Source organism: Klebsiella sp. GG_Kp173, assembly GCF_040062415.1.
GTDB lineage: Bacteria > Pseudomonadota > Gammaproteobacteria > Enterobacterales > Enterobacteriaceae > Klebsiella > Klebsiella quasipneumoniae.
This window is the reverse complement of the sequence record NZ_JBEAFZ010000013.1, coordinates 1-16868: the sequence shown is the minus strand read 5'-3', so window position 1 is coordinate 16868 and position 16868 is coordinate 1. Positions and strand designations below refer to the sequence as shown.

Below are 16868 nucleotides of genomic sequence, written 5' to 3'. Positions count from 1 at the left end.
AGGCGCTGTAATGAACCGACAATCCTGGCTGCTTAACCTCAGCCTGCTGAAAACTCACCCGGCGTTTCGCGCCGTTTTTATCGCTCGCTTTATCTCTATTCTGTCGCTTGGTCTGCTGGGCGTGGCCATCCCGGTGCAGATCCAGATGATGACCCATTCGACCTGGCAGGTCGGGTTGTCGGTGACCTTGACCGGCGCGTCGATGTTTATTGGCCTGATGGTGGGGGGCGTACTGGCTGACCGCTATGAGCGCAAACGCCTGATCCTGCTGGCGCGCGGCACCTGCGGCGTGGGCTTTGTCGGCCTGTGTCTGAACGCCCTGCTGCCGGAGCCGTCGCTGGCGGCGATTTATCTGCTGGGGATCTGGGACGGTTTCTTCGCCTCTTTAGGCGTGACCGCGCTGCTGGCGGCGACCCCGGCACTGGTGGGGCGGGAAAATCTGATGCAGGCCGGGGCCATCACTATGCTGACGGTGCGCCTGGGCTCGGTGATTTCGCCTATGATCGGCGGCCTGCTGCTGGCCTCCGGCGGCGTGGCGTGGAACTTCGGCCTGGCGGCGGCGGGGACGTTTATCACCACCTTAACCCTGCTGCGTCTGCCGCAGCTGCCGCCGCCTCCGCAGCCGCGTGAGCATCCGCTGCGTGCCCTGCTGGCGGGGCTAACCTTCCTCTGTCAGAGCCCGCTTATCGGCGGGATTGCGCTGCTCGGCGGCCTGCTGACCATGGCCAGCGCGGTGCGGGTGCTCTATCCGGCGCTGGCCGGGAGCTGGCAGATGTCGGCCGGACAGATTGGCCTGCTGTACGCCGCGATTCCGCTCGGCGCTGCGCTGGGGGCGTTGACCAGCGGCCAGCTGGCCCAGACCGTGCGGCCGGGCGCGCTGATGCTGGCGACGACGGTGTGCTCCTTTGTCGCCATTGCGCTGTTCAGCCTGATGCCACACTGGGCGTTGGGTGCGCTGTGCCTGGCGCTGTTTGGCTGGCTGAGCGCTATTAGCTCGCTGCTGCAGTACACCCTGATCCAGACCCAGACGCCGGAACATATGCTCGGGCGGATTAACGGTCTGTGGACCGCCCAGAACGTTACCGGCGACGCCATCGGCGCGGCGCTGCTCGGCGGGTTAGGGGCGGTGATGACGCCGGTCGCTTCCGCCAGCGCCAGCGGCTGGGCGCTGGCCCTCGTCGGCGTGCTGCTGGTGGGGCTGCTACGCGAGCTGCGCCGCTTCCAGCGCCCGGAAATCGTCAAAGAAAGTTAAGTAGGGGGCGATTGCACGGTGGCGGCTGCGCCTTACCGGGCCTGGGGGCGCGGGCATTGTAGGCCGGGCAAGCGCAGCGCCGCCCGGCAAAGCGTTCAGGCTGGGTTCCCGTCCTGATGGCACAGCCCGCGCTAGCCGAACAGGCTGGAGAGACGCTGGAGCACCAGCAGGGCGCTGTAGTAGTCAAGACGGAAGGTCTCGGTGCCCAGCGGGTAGACGCGTTTCCCTTCGACCGCCGGGAGATGCGCCAGCAGCGGATTGGCGTAGATGGCATCGACATCTTTCTGGTCGCCAGCGAACAGGAACAGGCTCTGGCCGTTCAGTCCGGCCGCCAGGTTCTCCCCGCCCAGCTGCACGATATCGTGGCGTTTGCCCTGGCTGTGGCTGGCGGGCAGGCCGCCTGGCAGCGTCGCCAGACTAAAGCCCAACTGCTGGAGCATCTGCCCCTGGGCCGATTCCGGCGTCCAGATATTGGCGCTGTGCGCGGCCGCGGTATAGACGAGGGCGGTGACCGGCTGTGGCGGCAGCTTCATTTTTTCTTTTAACGAAACGAGCTGTTTATTGAAGTCGGCGATGCGCGCGCTGGCCTGCTGCTCATGGCCGGTGATCTGCCCCAGCTGGGTGAGCAGCGTTTGCCAGCTTTTATCGTCATAGTTGATGACCAGCGTCGGGGCGATTGTTTTGAGCTGATCGTACAGCGGCAGGGCGGAGTCGCCGCCGGTGGCGCTCACCAGGATCAGATCCGGCATCTGGGCGGCCACCGCTTCCGCGCTCGGTTCGCCGATATACAACCGCGCCAGCTTGCGGGCTTTGGCGACCTCGCTCCACTGGCGCAGAAAGCCCTGGCTATCGGCCACGCGGTTGTTCGGGGTGGTGGCGCCGCTGGCGACCACCGGCGCGTCGATCGCCAGCAGCGAGCCGGTGAGGGTCACGCTGGTGGAGACAATGCGCAACGGCTGGCTCGGCAGGGTGTGTGTCCCGTAGCTGTCGGTGACCTGGCGCGGCCAGTCCGCCGCCTGGGCTGAGGTAATTCCTAAAAACAACAGCATGCCGGTCAGCGCACCGCGGCGGCAAAAAGAAGAGAAGTTCACGTCATCGCATCCTGATTCGAAGGGTAATAAATGCGTCTCATTTTCAACTTTGCGTTGACAGGATGCAAGCCAAAGTGGCGGCGCGATGACGTAACGCGGTTGACATGGCGGGCAATACCTTTTAGGTTAGCCAACCAAAATACAAATGATAATTATTCGTAATATATTTATCGTTTTTGGAGGATGATATGGAAACGTCACTGGCTGAGGATGTACAGAAACCTACCCGGACCTTGTCGCCGGACAGCTTCTTCTTTATGTCGCCGTACCGCAGTTTTAGCACCTCAGGCTGCTTCCGCCGCCTCTCAGCGCCCGCCGTCGGCGGCGATGCGCTGAACGGCGAGTTCCAGCAGCAGATGGCCGCCGCCTTTGCCGAGGCCCGGGCGGCGGGGATCCGCAAGCCGGTGATGGTCGGGGCCATCCCGTTCGACACCTGTCAGCCTTCCGAGCTTTATATCCCCGAGCGCTGGGAAGCGTTCTCGCGACCGGAAAAACAGCGTTCCGCCCGCTATGCCGCGCCGCTGGAGGCGATGGCGGTGGTGGAGCGCCGGGAGATCCCGGAGCAGGACGCGTTTCTAGCCATGGTGGAACGCGCCGCAGCGCTGACCGCCACCCCGGAAGTCGACAAAGTGGTGCTATCACGACTAATCGATATCACCACCCGCGATCCTGTCGATAGCGGTGCCCTGATGGAGCGCCTGATCGCTCAGAACCCCGCCAGCTTTAACTTCCATGTGCCGCTCGCCGACGGCGGCGTGCTGCTGGGCGCCAGCCCGGAGCTACTGCTGCGTAAAGAAGGGGCGCACTTCAGCTCACTGCCGCTGGCCGGCTCCGCCCGCCGCCAGCCTGACGATGTGCTGGACCGCGAAGCGGGCAACAGGCTGCTGGCGTCCGGCAAAGATCGCCATGAGCACGAGCTGGTGACCCAGGCGATGAAGAGCGTGCTGGGCCCGCGCAGCAGCCAGCTGTCGCTGCCGTCATCGCCGCAGCTGATCACCACCCCGACGCTCTGGCATCTGGCGACGCCGATCGAAGGCACGGCGCTGGCGGAAGAAAACGCCATGTCGCTGGCCTGCCTGCTGCACCCGACTCCGGCGCTGAGCGGCTTCCCGCACCAGGCGGCGAAGCGCCTGATTGCCGAACTGGAACCCTTCGACCGTCAGCTGTTCGGCGGCATCGTCGGCTGGTGTGACGATGAAGGCAACGGCGAATGGGTGGTGACCATCCGCTGCGCGCGTCTGCAGCAGCGTACGCTGCGCCTGTTTGCCGGCGCGGGCATTGTTCCGGCCTCCTCGCCGCTGGGCGAATGGCGCGAAACCGGCGTCAAACTGACCACCATGCTTAACGTATTTGGCTTGAATTAAGAGGCAAGGATGATTGCATTTACCCGTTGGCCGGATGAGTTCGCGGCCCGCTATCGTCAAAAAGGCTACTGGCAGGATCTGCCGTTAACCAATCTGATCACCCGTCACGCAGAAAACGACGCCGTGGCGATTATCGATGGCGATCGACACATTAGCTACCGCCAGTTTAACCAGCGGGTGGACAACCTTGCCTGCTCTCTGCAGCGTCAGGGACTGAAGCGCGGAGAAACCGCGCTGGTGCAACTGGGCAACGTCGCCGAGTTTTACATCACCTTCTTCGCGCTGCTGCGCATCGGCGTCGCGCCGGTGAACGCGTTGTTCAGCCACCAGCGCAGCGAGCTTAACGCCTACGCCGCGCAGATTAAGCCGGCGCTGCTGATCGCCGACCGCGAGCACGCGCTGTTTGCCGACGATAGCTTCCTCCATGCGTTTATCGCTGAACATGCTTCCCTGCGCGTGGCGCTGCTGCGTAACGACGGCGGCGAGCGCGATCTGGCGACGGAGATTAACCGCCCGGCGGATAACTTTATCGCCAACCCAACCCCTGCCGACGAAGTGGCCTTTTTCCAGCTCTCCGGCGGCAGCACCGGGACGCCGAAGCTGATCCCGCGTACCCATAACGATTACGACTACAGTATCCGCCGCAGCAACGAGATCTGCGGGATTAACGCTGAGACACGCTACCTCAACGCGCTGCCGGCGGCGCATAACTATGCGATGAGTTCCCCGGGTTCGCTCGGCGTTTTCCTCGCCGGCGGGCGGGTGATCCTCGCCGCCGACCCGAGCGCCACCCTCTGTTTCCCGCTGATTGAACAACATCAGATCAACGTTGCCTCGCTGGTGCCGCCGGCGGTCAGCCTGTGGCTGCAGGCCATTCACGAATGGGGCAGCAACGCGCAACTGCAATCGCTGCAGCTATTGCAGGTCGGCGGCGCGCGCCTGTCGGCGACCCTCGCCGCGCGCATTCCGGCGGAAATCGGCTGCCAGCTGCAGCAGGTGTTCGGCATGGCGGAGGGGCTGGTGAATTACACCCGCCTTAACGACAGCCCGGAGCGGATCATCCATACCCAGGGCTGCCCGATGTGCCCGGACGATGAAGTGTGGGTGGCAGATGCCGAGGGCAACCCGCTGCCACGCGGCGAAGTGGGCCGCCTGATGACCCGCGGGCCCTACACCTTCCGCGGCTACTACAACAGCCCGCAGCATAACGCGGAGGCCTTCGACGCCGAGGGTTTCTACTGCTCCGGCGATCTGATTTCGATCGATGAGGACGGGTATATCACCGTTCAGGGCCGGGAAAAAGATCAGATCAACCGCGGCGGCGAGAAGATCGCCGCCGAAGAGATCGAAAACCTGCTGCTGCGCCATGAGGCGGTGATCCACGCCGCGCTGGTCAGCATTGAAGACAATCTGCTGGGCGAGAAGAGCTGCGCTTACCTCGTGGTGACCTCGCCGCTGCGCGCCGTCGCGGTGCGCCGCTTCCTGCGCGAGCAGGGGGTGGCTGAATTTAAACTGCCGGACCGCGTGGAGTGCGTTGCCGCGCTGCCGCTGACGCCGGTGGGCAAAGTCGATAAGAAACAATTACGTCAGTGGCTGGCCGAAGGCAAGCTGGGCTGAAGGAGAACAGAAAATGGCAATCCCTAAATTACAGGCTTACGCGCTGCCGGAAGCCAGCGATATTCCGGCGAACAAAGTCAGCTGGGCCTTTGAACCTTCCCGCGCCGCGCTGCTGATCCATGATATGCAGGAATATTTTCTCAATTTCTGGGGCGAAAACAGCGCGATGATGGAAACAGTGGTGGCCAATATCGCCGCCCTGCGCGACTTCTGCAAACAGAACGGCATTCCGGTGTACTACACCGCCCAGCCGAAAGAGCAGAGCGATGAAGACCGCGCCCTGCTGAATGATATGTGGGGGCCGGGGCTGACCCGTTCGCCGGAGCAGCAGCAAGTGATTGCCGCCCTGGCGCCGGACGAAGACGACACCGTGCTGGTGAAATGGCGCTACAGCGCGTTTCATCGCTCGCCGCTTGAAGAGATGCTGAAAGAGAGCGGCCGCGACCAGCTGATCATCACCGGCGTTTACGCCCATATCGGCTGCATGACCACCGCCACCGACGCCTTTATGCGCGATATCAAACCGTTCTTTGTCGCCGACGCGCTGGCGGACTTCAGCCGCGAAGAGCACCTGATGGCGCTGAAATACGTCGCCGGCCGTTCCGGCCGCGTGGTGATGACCGAAGAGCTGTTGCCGCTGCCGGCCAGCAAAGCGGCGCTGCGCGCGCTGATCCTGCCGCTGCTCGACGAATCCGACGAACCGCTGGATGATGAAAACCTGATCGACTACGGTCTGGATTCGGTGCGGATGATGGCCCTCGCCGCCCGCTGGCGCAAGGTGCACGGCGATATCGACTTCGTGATGCTGGCGAAAAACCCGACCATCGACGCCTGGTGGGCGCTGGTTTCCCGCGAGGTGCAATAATGGCGACGCTGGATTTTCGCGGCCAGACCGTGTGGGTGACCGGCGCCGGTAAAGGCATTGGCTATGCCACCGCGCTGGCTTTTGTGGAGGCCGGGGCCAACGTCACCGGTTTCGACCTCGCCTTTGACGGCGAACGCTACCCGTTTGCCACCGAAACGCTGGACATCGCCGATGCCGACCGGGTACGCGAAGTGTGCCGCCGCCTGTTGGCGAACACCGAGCGATTAGACGTGCTGGTGAACGCCGCCGGGATCCTGCGCATGGGCGCCACCGACCAGCTGAGCGCGGAAGACTGGCGGCAGACCTTCGCGGTCAACGTCGGCGGGGCGTTTAATCTGTTTCAGCAGACGATGGCCCAGTTCCGTCGCCAGCGGGGCGGGGCCATCGTCACCGTCGCTTCCGATGCCGCGCATACGCCGCGTATCGGCATGAGCGCCTATGGCGCCTCGAAAGCGGCGCTGAAAAGCCTGGCGCTAACCGTCGGCCTTGAGCTGGCGGGCAGCGGGGTGCGCTGTAATCTGGTGTCGCCGGGCTCTACCGATACCGATATGCAGCGCACGCTGTGGGTCAGCGACGATGCGGAGCAGCAGCGGATCCGCGGTTTCGGCGAGCAGTTTAAGCTCGGCATCCCGCTGGGTAAGATTGCCCGCCCACAGGAGATCGCCAATACCATTTTGTTCCTCGCCTCTTCTCACGCCAGCCATATCACCCTGCAGGATATCGTGGTAGACGGCGGCTCGACGCTGGGGGCGTAAATGACCTGGAAACGAGCGCTCACGCTGGCGGCGCTGAACGCCAGTAGCGAAAACACCCTGGTGGCGCATCTGGGGATCGTCTACACCCGGCTGGAAGCTGGGCTGCTGGAGGCGGAAATGCCGGTGGATGCCCGCACCCATCAGCCGTTTGGCCTGCTGCACGGCGGGGCCTCAGCGGCGCTGGCGGAGACGCTGGGGTCGATGGCCGGCTGGCTGATGACCGAAGAGGGGCAGTGCGTGGTGGGTACCGAGCTGAACGCCACCCATCACCGGGCGGTCTCCAGCGGGAAAGTGCGCGGCGAGTGCCGCCCGCTGCATCTTGGCCGGCAGAGCCAGAGCTGGGAGATTGTGGTGTATGACGAGAAGGGGCGGCGCTGCTGCACCTGTCGTCTGGGCACCGCGGTGCTGGGCTAAGGAGCCGCTGTTTCCCCGGCTCGCGCTACGCTTAGCCGGGCTACGGTTTTGACGCCCGGCGGCGCTGCGCTTGCGCGGGCCTACGGTCTGCCCCGGCCTTTCGGGAATGTCTCAGCGATGTTGAGACCGCCAACACCGGCAGTTTCAGTCAGCATCGATGCCGTTGTAGGCCGGGTCAGCGCAGCGCCACCCGGCAAAATCACGGCGTAACTGGACCGATTCGGTCATCGACTGGCAACCCGCATAATCCTTTCATTCATTTTCCAGCCTTAAGTGATCTCGCTAGCAATGTGAGACAAATCTCTGTGGGTGGACGGCATCTGCGCTGTTTCGATGTTGTTAAATTCTGCGTTGTGATCTAGAAACAAAATGTAACATCCTGATTACCCTACCGGTGGACCACAACAATGAATAATTCAGGGAAATACCTTATCTGGGCACTGCTCTCCGTGATCGGAGCCTTTGCCCTCGGCTACATTGCTTTAAACCGGGGTGAGCAGATCAACGCGCTGTGGATTGTCGTCGCGGCAGTCTGCGTTTATCTGATCGCGTATCGTTTTTACGGCCTGTATATCGCCAAAACCGTGCTCGGCGTCGATTCGACGCGCATGACGCCCGCGGTGCGGCATAACGATGGCCTCGACTATGTCCCGACTGACAAAAAAGTGCTGTTCGGACACCATTTTGCCGCCATCGCCGGCGCGGGGCCGCTGGTGGGCCCGGTGCTTGCCGCGCAGATGGGCTATCTGCCGGGGATGATCTGGATCCTCGCCGGCGTGGTGCTGGCCGGGGCGGTGCAGGACTTTATGGTGCTGTTCGTTTCCACCCGTCGCGACGGCCGTTCGCTGGGCGAACTGGTGAAAGAGGAGATGGGGGCGACCGCCGGGGTGATTGCCCTGGTGGCGACCTTTATGATCATGGTGATCATCCTCGCGGTGCTGGCGATGATCGTGGTGAAAGCGCTGACCCACAGCCCGTGGGGAACCTATACCGTGGCCTTTACCATTCCGCTGGCGCTGTTTATGGGGATCTATATTCGCTATCTGCGCCCGGGGCGCATTGGCGAAGTGTCGGTGATTGGCCTGATATTCCTGGTGTTCGCCATTATCTCCGGCGGCTGGGTAGCGGAAAGCCCGACCTGGGCGCCGTTCTTTGACTTTACCGGCGTCCAGCTCACCTGGATGCTGGTGGGCTACGGTTTTGTCGCCGCGGTGCTGCCGGTCTGGCTGCTGCTGGCCCCGCGCGACTACCTCTCCACCTTCCTCAAAATCGGCACTATCGTCGGTCTGGCGATCGGCATTCTGATTATGCGTCCGACCCTGACCATGCCGGCGCTGACCAAATTTATCGACGGTACTGGCCCGGTATGGACTGGCAACCTGTTCCCGTTCCTGTTTATCACTATCGCTTGCGGCGCGGTGTCGGGCTTCCACGCCCTGATTGCCTCCGGTACCACGCCGAAGATGCTGGCGAATGAAAATCAGGCCTGCTTTATCGGCTACGGCGGCATGCTGATGGAATCCTTCGTGGCGATTATGGCGCTGGTCGCCGCCTGTATCATTGACCCGGGCGTCTACTTCGCGATGAACAGCCCGATGGCGGTGCTGGCGCCGGCGGGAACCACCGATGTGGTGGCGTCGGCGGCGCAGGTGGTGAGCGGTTGGGGCTTTGCGATTACCCCGGAAACGTTGACGCATATCGCTAATGAGGTGGGCGAGCAGTCCATTATCTCCCGCGCTGGCGGGGCGCCTACGCTGGCGGTGGGCATGGCCTACATTCTCCACGGCGCGCTGGGCGGGCTGATGGACGTCTCGTTCTGGTACCACTTTGCCATTCTGTTTGAAGCGCTGTTTATCCTGACGGCTGTGGATGCCGGCACCCGTGCGGCGCGCTTTATGCTGCAGGATCTGCTGGGTGTGATCTCCCCGAACCTGAAGCGTACTGATTCGTTACCGGCTAATCTGCTGGCGACGGCGCTGTGCGTGCTGGCGTGGGGCTACTTCCTGCATCAGGGGGTGGTCGATCCGCTGGGCGGTATTAACACCCTGTGGCCGCTCTTTGGTATCGCCAACCAGATGCTGGCGGGGATGGCGCTGATGCTCTGCGCAGTGGTGCTGTTCAAGATGAAACGTCAGCGCTATGCGTGGGTGGCGCTGGTGCCGACGGCCTGGCTGCTGATCTGTACCCTCACCGCCGGCTGGCAGAAAGCCTTCAGCCCGGACAATAAAGTGGGCTTCCTGGCGATTGCCAACAAGTTCCAGGCGATGATCGACAGCGGCAAAATCCCGGCGCAATATACCGAGTCGCAGCTGGCGCAGCTGGTGTTTAACAACCGTCTCGATGCCGGGCTGACCATCTTCTTTATGATCGTGGTGGTGGTGCTTGCGCTGTATTCTCTCAAGACCGCGTTGGCGGCGTTGAAAAACGATAAGCCAACGGCGAAAGAGACGCCGTACGAGCCGATGCCTGAAAACCTGGAAGAGATTGTGACCCAGGCGAAAGGGGCGCACTAACCTTTGTGCCGGGTGGCGGCTTCGCCTTACCCGGCCTACATTCCCTGTGAGATCAGAATCATGTTCGACACCCTTTCCAAAGCAGGTAAGTACCTGGGCCAGGCCGCCAAAATGATGATTGGCGTGCCGGACTACGATAACTACGTCGAGCATATGCGCGTCAACCATCCGGACCAGACGCCAATGACCTACGAAGAATTTTTCCGCGACCGCCAGGACGCCCGCTACGGCGGCAAGGGCGGGGCGAAGTGCTGTTAACCCTCTTTCGGGAGATAGAGGCTGATCTGCTCCTGCTTACAGCCGTAGATCGCCGCCAGCTTTTCGCGGGTGCGTTTTTGCGGACGGGAGTCCAGCGCTTCCAGCTGTGACACGGCGGACTGGCTGATACCGAGTTTCTCCGCCACCTCCTGCTGGGATAACCCACGCAGGATACGCCACGCGGCCTGCAGGCTGACGTTCTCGCTATGCATGATGTCGCACACTTCACCCGGTAAACCTACGTTATCGTAGATATCTGATTCGTAAGGGATGTCTTCCCAGTCGTTTTCATCATCGTCATCATACTCAAGCATGGCTAAACGCATGCGAAAATATTCACCGTAGGGAATGACAACATACTGTTTTTTTCCTTCTTCATCCTTGATGAACTGAATAGTCATATTCCGTATGCTCCTCATGAAGGTAGGTGGTGGTTGTCCGGCGTTTTACCGCCACTACGTAACAGGTATCACCCGGCGGGTCTCCGAAGGTGTAAATGACCCTGTAATCACCTAATCGCAACCTGTAGTGGTTTTCGGGAGAAGATAATTTCTTGATATCCGCGACAGGTGATGTTTTATCATCCATCTTCTCCAGCCTGAATTTAATGCGGTTCTGATATCGCGTATCGATTTTAGAAAATTGCTTCTCTGCTGTTTTTGACCAGACAATCTTCATCCGTACCTCCACTGTACGCCCACACAGAATATAAGGAAATAATAAGACTATTAGATAAATTCCGAATTTCTAATGGGTTACTGTAGAGCGGAGAAAAACCGGGAGAAAGCGGCAAAACGGGAACCGTCGAGGGTGCTCGGGAAGGCCTCTGCCGGACGACAGAGGCTTGCAGGAAATGTGCGATCAGGCGTTCAAACCACCGTCCACATCGAGACCGGTACCGGAGATCTGCCCGGCAGCCGGGCTGGCAAGGAAGGTGACCGCCGCCGCGATGTCTTCCGGCTGGCCGTAGTGGCCTAACGCAATAAGTTGACGCTGAGCATCGGCCTGCTCGCCGTCTTCCGGGTTCATATCGCTGTTGGTCGGGCCGGGATGGACGAGGTTAACGGTGATACCGCGGGGGCCTAAATCGCGCGCCAGGCCGCGGGTCAGGGAGTTGAGAGCGGACTTGGTCATTGAGTAAACCGCGATGCCCGGCTGCGCCACGCGGTTAGCCAGACAGCTGCCGATGTTGATGATGCGGCCGCCGTCGGACATATGCACCAGCGCCTCCTGGATAGCGATAACCACCCCACGAATATTGACGTTAATAAGCGCGTCAATGTCCGCCAGCGTCATGGACTCCAGCGGGCCGCCGCGCGCGATCCCGGCGTTGTTGACCAGAATATCCAGCCCGCCGAGGGAACGCGCCGCATGGGTCACAGCATCCTGTATCGCCTGCGCGCTGGCGCTGTCGGCCTGCACCGCTTCACCGTGCCTACCCAGCGCCTTTATTTCATCGGCGACCGCCTGGGCTTTATCGGCCGATTTTTCATACGTTATAACCACATCTGCGCCGGCGCGCGCCAGCGACAGCGCGATAGCGCGCCCCAATCCACGGCTGGCGCCGGTAACCAGCGCCTTCTTACCTGTTAAATCGATCTGCATGATGACCTCGTTGCGAGAGTGGTGAGCATCATCATTAGGTATAGACGGTCGGGGTGATTAACGGCTGAAGTATTCCACCTTCTCAAACGCCGCGCGCAGAACCCCAGGGGTTAAGGTCACCGGTAAATAATGAATCGACTCGCCCGGGCGCAGGGTATGGGCAATGACCCGGTCAAGCTCTGCGCGGTTATTGATATCAACCTCCAGCGCCGCCAGCGTCGCCGGCAGGTTAAAGCGCTGCCAGGCCTGCACCAGCTGCGCCAATACCTCATCCTGACCGAGCAGGGCGCTTTGCACCAGAATGCCGTAGGCCACCTTGGTGCCATGGAGGAATTTATCCGTCTGCGGCAGCACCGTCAGCCCGTTGTGCACCGCATGGGCGGCGGCGACCCGGGTGTAGCGTTCCCCCAGCCCGCCAACCATCCCGCCGCCGGCGATAACTGCATCCACCACATCGCGAAACGCCTGGGTCAGCTCGCCGCGGCGCTGGTCCGCCAGCGCCGTTTCGCTGCTGTCCAGCAGCACGTCGCGGATCGCCAGCGCGCCGTTAATCCCCAGCCGCACGGTGAGCGGCAGAGCCTCCGGCTGCGGCACCAGTACCACGGCCTCATACCATTTGGCTAAGGTGTCGCCAATGCCCGCCAGCAGGTACTCCGCCGGGGCGTTGAGAATGATGCGCGGCTCGACCAGCACCAGGAAATTCGCGTCATCGAACATCTCAAAATTCAGCGCCTGTCCGGCGTCGCTGTACCACACCGACAGCGGCGTCCACGCCGCGCAGGTGGCGGCGATGGTCGGGATGGCCACCAGCGGAACCCCCAGGCGGCGGGCCAGCACTTTCGCGCTGTCGAGCAGCGCGCCGCCGCCGACGCCAATCACTACCGCCCGATCGTCACCTGAGGCCTGCACCAGCCCCGCCACGTCGCGTTCGCTGCAGTGGCCGGTAAAGAGGATCTTTTTCGCTTCCGGCAGGTGGAAGGCCGCCGGCAGAAAAGGCTCGGCGCCGGCCAGGGCGCGCTCGCCATAGACCCACACCGCCCGCGACAACTGGTCGGCGTTAAAAAAATCGCTTAGCCGCTCAAGGCTGCCAGGGTGGGAAAAATAGTTGGCCGGGCCGGGCACGACGCGGATATCGCTGTTGCTCATGGAAGCTGTCCTTATTGGTGTTGGGCTAACCTGATGTTATGTCTGGACATCCAGATGGCTAATATTATTTCGTTGTATCTTATGCTTTTTACGCAGTTGTCAGCCAGCGGCGGCTATGAAAAATTCGTTAAATCAGAAGATTAATTGCCGCACGGGAGCAGTGATGAGCTCGAATCGCCTTGAGATGCATAACATTAGCCTGGCCTTCTCCGGCTTTCAGGCGCTGAACAAGGTGGCCTTCACCCTTTATGGCGGGTCGGTGCATGCCCTGACCGGCGCCAACGGCGCGGGTAAGTCGACACTGATGGCCGTGTTGTGCGGCACCCACGCCCACTATGAAGGCGAGGTGACGATCAACAACCAGCCGGTCACCATTCGTTCGCCGCGGGATGCCAAACAGCTGGGGATCCACCTGGTGCAGCAGGAGGTGGACGTGGCGCTGGTGCCGGGCCTGAGCATTGCCGAAAACATCATGCTGGACAGGCTGGCTGAGCCGGGGACGACCTTCCGCTGGGCGCGGGTTCGGCAGCTGGCGCGCGAGGCGCTGGCGCAGCTGGACGTGGCGCTGGACGTCAGGCGCTCTATTGATAGCTGCACCCTTGCTGAAAAACAGCAGATCCTGCTGGCCCGCGCCCTGTCGCACCATTGCCGCTTTTTGATTCTGGATGAACCCACCGCGCCGCTGGATCAGCATGAAAGCGAACGCCTGTTTGCGGTGGTGCGCCGTCTGCAGCAGCAGGGGATCGGGGTGGTGTTTATTTCGCACCGTATTCACGAGCTGAAGGCGATCTGCGACACCCTGACGGTGCTGCGTGACGGGCGGCTGATTGAGAGCGGCCCGATGGCGCCGCTGAGCGGGGAACAGATTGTCGAAAAGATGCTGGGCCACGAGCTGAGCGATATCTTCCCGCCGCCGCGACCGCCGCACGGTGAAGAAGTGCTGCTGCAGGTAGAAGGGCTGCACGATGAGGCGCTGCTGCAGGATATCTCGCTGCGCCTGCGCAAGGGGGAAATTCTTGGTATCGCTGGGCTGGCCGGCGCGGGCAAAACTGAGCTGTGCAAAGCGCTGTTCGGCGCCAGCAAAAGCCGGGTACAGCGCGGCGAGCTGAACGGCCAGCCGTGGCGGCCGCGCGATCCGGCCGATTCGGTAGGGCGCGGCCTGGCGCTGGTCCCGGAGGAGCGGCGCAAAGAGGGCATTTTCATCGAAGAGCCGATCGCGATGAACCTGGCGGTCAGCGCCGATAACCACTTTTCGCGCTGGAGCCTGTTCGGCCATCGGCAGGCCTGGCGCTGGGCGGAGGAGGTGATTGCCCGCCTTGGCGTGCGCGCCACCGGTCCCGGTCAGACGCTGCGCCGTCTTTCCGGCGGCAATCAGCAGAAGGTGGCCATTGGCAAATGGCTGCGCAGTCATGCCAATGTTTTGATTTTTGACGAACCGACCAAAGGGGTCGATGTGAAAGCGAAAACCGATCTGTTCATGCTGATCGATGGTCTGGCGCGGGAAGGCAAAGGGGTGATTTATGCCTCGGGTGAATTCGCCGAGCTGGTCGGTTTATGCGACCGCATCTGCGTACTGTGGGACGGACGGATCGTGGCGGAGATCCCCGGCGCGGAAGCCCGGGAAGAGACACTGCTTTATTATTCAACCGGAGGAGCGGCAGCGTGAGCAAGGCCCTGGCAGTGAACGCGACGGTATCGGGCCGTCAGCGATTTTTTGATTTTCTCTATAAGTGGGGCATGTTGCTGACCGTGGTGCTGCTGGTGGCGGTCTTTGGCCTCGCCTCGGACAATTTCCTTGACCCGTTCAACATCATCAATATTCTGCGCTCGATTGCCATCGTGACGGTGATTGCCATTGGGGTGTCGATTTCCCTCACCATCGGCGGCTTCGATCTGTCCGTCGGATCGACGGCATCGCTGGCCAACGCTCTGGTGATCTCCCTGTTCGTCTGGCATGGCCTGGGGACCACCGAAGCAATCCTGATCACCCTCGTGCTCTGCACTCTGGTAGGGCTGTTTAACGCCTTTCTGATCGTGGTGCTGCGCATCCCCGACATGCTCGCCACCCTGGCCAGCCTGTTTGTGATTCAGGGGGTGGCGATGACCTACAGCTACGGCGGGTCGATTACCGAAAACATGGTGCTGCCGAGCGGCGAGATGGCGGAAGGCACCATCCCGGCGGCGTTTGGCTCGCTGGGCCAGGTGCCGACTATCGTCATCATCATGCTGGTGGTAACGCTGGTCGCCCAGCTGGCGCTGTCGTTCACCACCCACGGCCGGCGGATGTACGCCATCGGCGGCAACCCGGAGGCGGCGCGGCTCTCCGGCCTGCGGATCACGCGTTATAAAGTGGCGGCGTATGTGATTGCCTCGCTGCTGGCCGGGCTGGGCGGCATTCTGCTGGCCTCGCGCATCGGATCCTCGCAGGTTAATGCCGGCGGCGGCTATTTGATGGACGCGGTGGCGGCGGCCTGGATCGGCTTTTCGCTGGCCGGTTCCGGGAAACCGAACGCCCTGGGGACGCTGGTGGGGGCGGTGATCCTCGGCGTGCTCTCCAACGGCCTGGTGATGCTCTCGGTGCCGTATTACGCGATGGACATTATTAAAGGGCTGGTACTGGCTGGCGCGCTGGCACTGACCTATTTTCAGCGCCGTACTTAACATTTTACAGGGTAAACCGCATGAAAAAGATCGCACTCTCTCTCATTACGCTGGGTCTGCTGCAGTCGACGGCGGCGCTGGCCACCGCCCCGACGCCGGTGCCGGCGGCCATTGCCGAACACAACGGCCCGATCCGCATTGCCGTGATCCGCAACCTGGGGTCTGACGATAACACCACCCAGTTTGTCGCCGGGGCGCTGCAGGAAGGCAAAAAGCTCGGTTTCAAAATCAGCACCTTCCTGAGCAACGGCGATGACGCCAAGTTCCAGGACTTCGTCAACCAGGCGATCAGTCAGAAATATGACGGCATTATTCTCTCCCAGGGGCGTGACCCCTATTCGACGGCCCTGGTGAAGAAGGCGGTGGACGCCGGGATTAAAGTGGCGGTGTTCGATACTGCGGTGAGCGGTGAGATCCCGGGAGTGACGGTCAGCCAGCAGGATGACGCCTCACTGACCGAGCTCTCCTTTGGCCAGCTGGTGAAAGACTTCAACGGCAAGGCCAACATCGTCAAGCTGTGGGTGGCGGGCTTCCCGCCGATGGAGCGCCGTCAGGCGGCTTACCAGACACTGCTGAAGCAAAATCCGGGAATTAAAGAGCTGGAGTCGATCGGCGCCGTTTCATCCGATGTGCAGGGCGACACCGCTAACAAGGTGGGGGCGATCCTCGCCAAGTATCCGAAAGGGAAAATCGACGCTATCTGGGGCACCTGGGATGCCTTTAGCCAGGGGGCCTATAAAGCGCTGAAAGAGAACGGCCGCACCGAGATCAAACTCTACAGCATTGATATTTCTAACCAGGATCTGCAGCTGATGCGCGAAGCCGGCAGCCCGTGGAAGGTGAGCGTGGCGGTGGATCCGAAGCTTATCGGCGCGACCAACGTGCGGCTGATCGCTAATAAGATTGCCGGCGAGCCGACGCCAGCCACCTACGACTTCAAGGCGGCGGCGATCCCGCAGGCGCTGCTGGCGGCCCAGCCGGGGGCGGTGAACGTGGCCTCGCTGGGGAAAATCATTCCGGGCTGGGGCCAGACGGAAGACTTTATCGCCCCGTGGTTCGCGACGCTGGAAGCGAAAAACAAATAAAACGAAGCCGGGTGGCGGTGGGGCGGTCTGGTGCCCTCACCCCGGCCCTCTCCCGCAGGGAGAGGGGGAACACCAACTGCACCCGTAGGCCCGGTAAGCGTAGCGCCACCGGGCGTAAGGAATCCACTATGTCAGCATTACCTTCCCCCGAATACAGCCGCAATATGCGGCTGATTGGCCATAGCGACAGTAATAATGCCGATGTCAGTCTTTACCACCACTTAGTTTGCCGTTTAACCAGA

Annotated in this window: 16 protein-coding genes; 11 read left to right on the top strand and 5 right to left on the bottom strand. The window is 61.8% G+C overall.

The features are described from left to right. Window positions 1–10 precede the first annotated feature (10 nt). Window positions 11–1252, top strand: a complete 1242-nt coding sequence (entS, locus tag ABLU50_RS08925) for an enterobactin transporter EntS (RefSeq protein ID WP_017899055.1) — start codon at window positions 11–13, stop codon at window positions 1250–1252. A gap of 131 nt (window positions 1253–1383) precedes the next feature. Here entS and fepB read toward each other — a convergent pair whose 3' ends face one another. Beyond that, a complete protein-coding gene (fepB, locus tag ABLU50_RS08920) occupies window positions 1384–2301 on the bottom strand; it encodes a Fe2+-enterobactin ABC transporter substrate-binding protein (protein WP_153650209.1) in 918 nt (305 codons plus the stop codon). Between the two features lie 230 nt (window positions 2302–2531). Here fepB and entC point away from each other — a divergent pair, with 230 nt between their 5' ends. The 7 genes from entC to ABLU50_RS08885 all read left to right on the top strand — a co-directional run bounded on the left by entC (window position 2532) and on the right by ABLU50_RS08885 (window position 10129). Continuing rightward, window positions 2532–3707: an isochorismate synthase EntC gene (gene entC / locus ABLU50_RS08915; protein ID WP_004885741.1), complete on the top strand. Its 1176-nt coding sequence runs from the start codon at window positions 2532–2534 to the stop codon at window positions 3705–3707. Window positions 3708–3716: 9 nt separating this feature from the next. Next, entirely contained in the window at window positions 3717–5324 is a 1608-nt protein-coding gene (gene entE, locus ABLU50_RS08910; RefSeq protein ID WP_057213923.1) for a (2,3-dihydroxybenzoyl)adenylate synthase EntE, read from the top strand. Between the two features lie 13 nt (window positions 5325–5337). Next, entirely contained in the window at window positions 5338–6189 is an 852-nt protein-coding gene (gene entB, locus ABLU50_RS08905; protein WP_087832417.1) for an enterobactin biosynthesis bifunctional isochorismatase/aryl carrier protein EntB, read from the top strand. Window positions 6190–6197: 8 nt separating this feature from the next. Continuing rightward, a complete protein-coding gene (entA, locus tag ABLU50_RS08900) occupies window positions 6198–6944 on the top strand; it encodes a 2,3-dihydro-2,3-dihydroxybenzoate dehydrogenase EntA (protein WP_087832435.1) in 747 nt (248 codons plus the stop codon). Then, on the top strand, window positions 6945–7358 hold the full coding sequence (entH, locus tag ABLU50_RS08895; RefSeq protein WP_017899059.1) for a proofreading thioesterase EntH: 414 nt from the start codon (window positions 6945–6947) through the stop codon (window positions 7356–7358). It abuts the gene before it with no gap. A 407-nt stretch (window positions 7359–7765) separates the two neighbouring features. Then, on the top strand, window positions 7766–9871 hold the full coding sequence (gene cstA / locus ABLU50_RS08890) for a pyruvate/proton symporter CstA (protein ID WP_087832418.1): 2106 nt from the start codon (window positions 7766–7768) through the stop codon (window positions 9869–9871). Between the two features lie 60 nt (window positions 9872–9931). After that, complete coding sequence (locus tag ABLU50_RS08885) at window positions 9932–10129, top strand: YbdD/YjiX family protein (RefSeq protein WP_006809671.1); 198 nt, start codon at window positions 9932–9934, stop codon at window positions 10127–10129. Here the strand turns inward: ABLU50_RS08885 and ABLU50_RS08880 are convergent. The 4 genes from ABLU50_RS08880 to ABLU50_RS08865 all read right to left on the bottom strand — a co-directional run bounded on the left by ABLU50_RS08880 (window position 10126) and on the right by ABLU50_RS08865 (window position 12880). Continuing rightward, a complete protein-coding gene (locus tag ABLU50_RS08880) occupies window positions 10126–10530 on the bottom strand; it encodes a helix-turn-helix transcriptional regulator (RefSeq protein WP_023305666.1) in 405 nt (134 codons plus the stop codon). The genes ABLU50_RS08885 and ABLU50_RS08880 overlap by 4 nt on opposite strands. Continuing rightward, window positions 10505–10807, bottom strand: coding sequence for a type II toxin-antitoxin system RelE/ParE family toxin (locus ABLU50_RS08875; RefSeq protein ID WP_017899060.1), 303 nt, complete (start codon window positions 10805–10807; stop codon window positions 10505–10507). Before ABLU50_RS08875 ends, ABLU50_RS08880 begins: the two co-directional genes overlap by 26 nt. Before the next feature lie 183 nt (window positions 10808–10990). Beyond that, the gene (locus ABLU50_RS08870) at window positions 10991–11734 is read right to left on the bottom strand and encodes a 3-oxoacyl-ACP reductase family protein (RefSeq protein WP_023288792.1); all 744 of its coding nucleotides are present in this window, start codon (window positions 11732–11734) and stop codon (window positions 10991–10993) included. A gap of 57 nt (window positions 11735–11791) precedes the next feature. Continuing rightward, window positions 11792–12880 carry an oxidoreductase gene (locus ABLU50_RS08865; protein WP_087832419.1) on the bottom strand — a complete coding sequence of 363 codons (1089 nt, stop codon included), beginning with the start codon at window positions 12878–12880 and terminating at the stop codon, window positions 11792–11794. 163 nt (window positions 12881–13043) lie between these two features. Here ABLU50_RS08865 and ABLU50_RS08860 point away from each other — a divergent pair, with 163 nt between their 5' ends. Genes ABLU50_RS08860 through ABLU50_RS08850 form a run of 3 tightly spaced genes read left to right on the top strand, consistent with a single transcriptional unit; the run spans window position 13044 to window position 16626 of the window. Next, window positions 13044–14546 carry a sugar ABC transporter ATP-binding protein gene (locus ABLU50_RS08860; RefSeq protein WP_087832420.1) on the top strand — a complete coding sequence of 501 codons (1503 nt, stop codon included), beginning with the start codon at window positions 13044–13046 and terminating at the stop codon, window positions 14544–14546. Then, window positions 14543–15541 carry an ABC transporter permease gene (locus tag ABLU50_RS08855; protein WP_057213946.1) on the top strand — a complete coding sequence of 333 codons (999 nt, stop codon included), beginning with the start codon at window positions 14543–14545 and terminating at the stop codon, window positions 15539–15541. Before ABLU50_RS08860 ends, ABLU50_RS08855 begins: the two co-directional genes overlap by 4 nt. A 20-nt stretch (window positions 15542–15561) precedes the next feature. Then, entirely contained in the window at window positions 15562–16626 is a 1065-nt protein-coding gene (locus ABLU50_RS08850; RefSeq protein ID WP_004885784.1) for a sugar ABC transporter substrate-binding protein, read from the top strand. The last annotated feature ends 242 nt before the right edge of the window (window positions 16627–16868 follow it).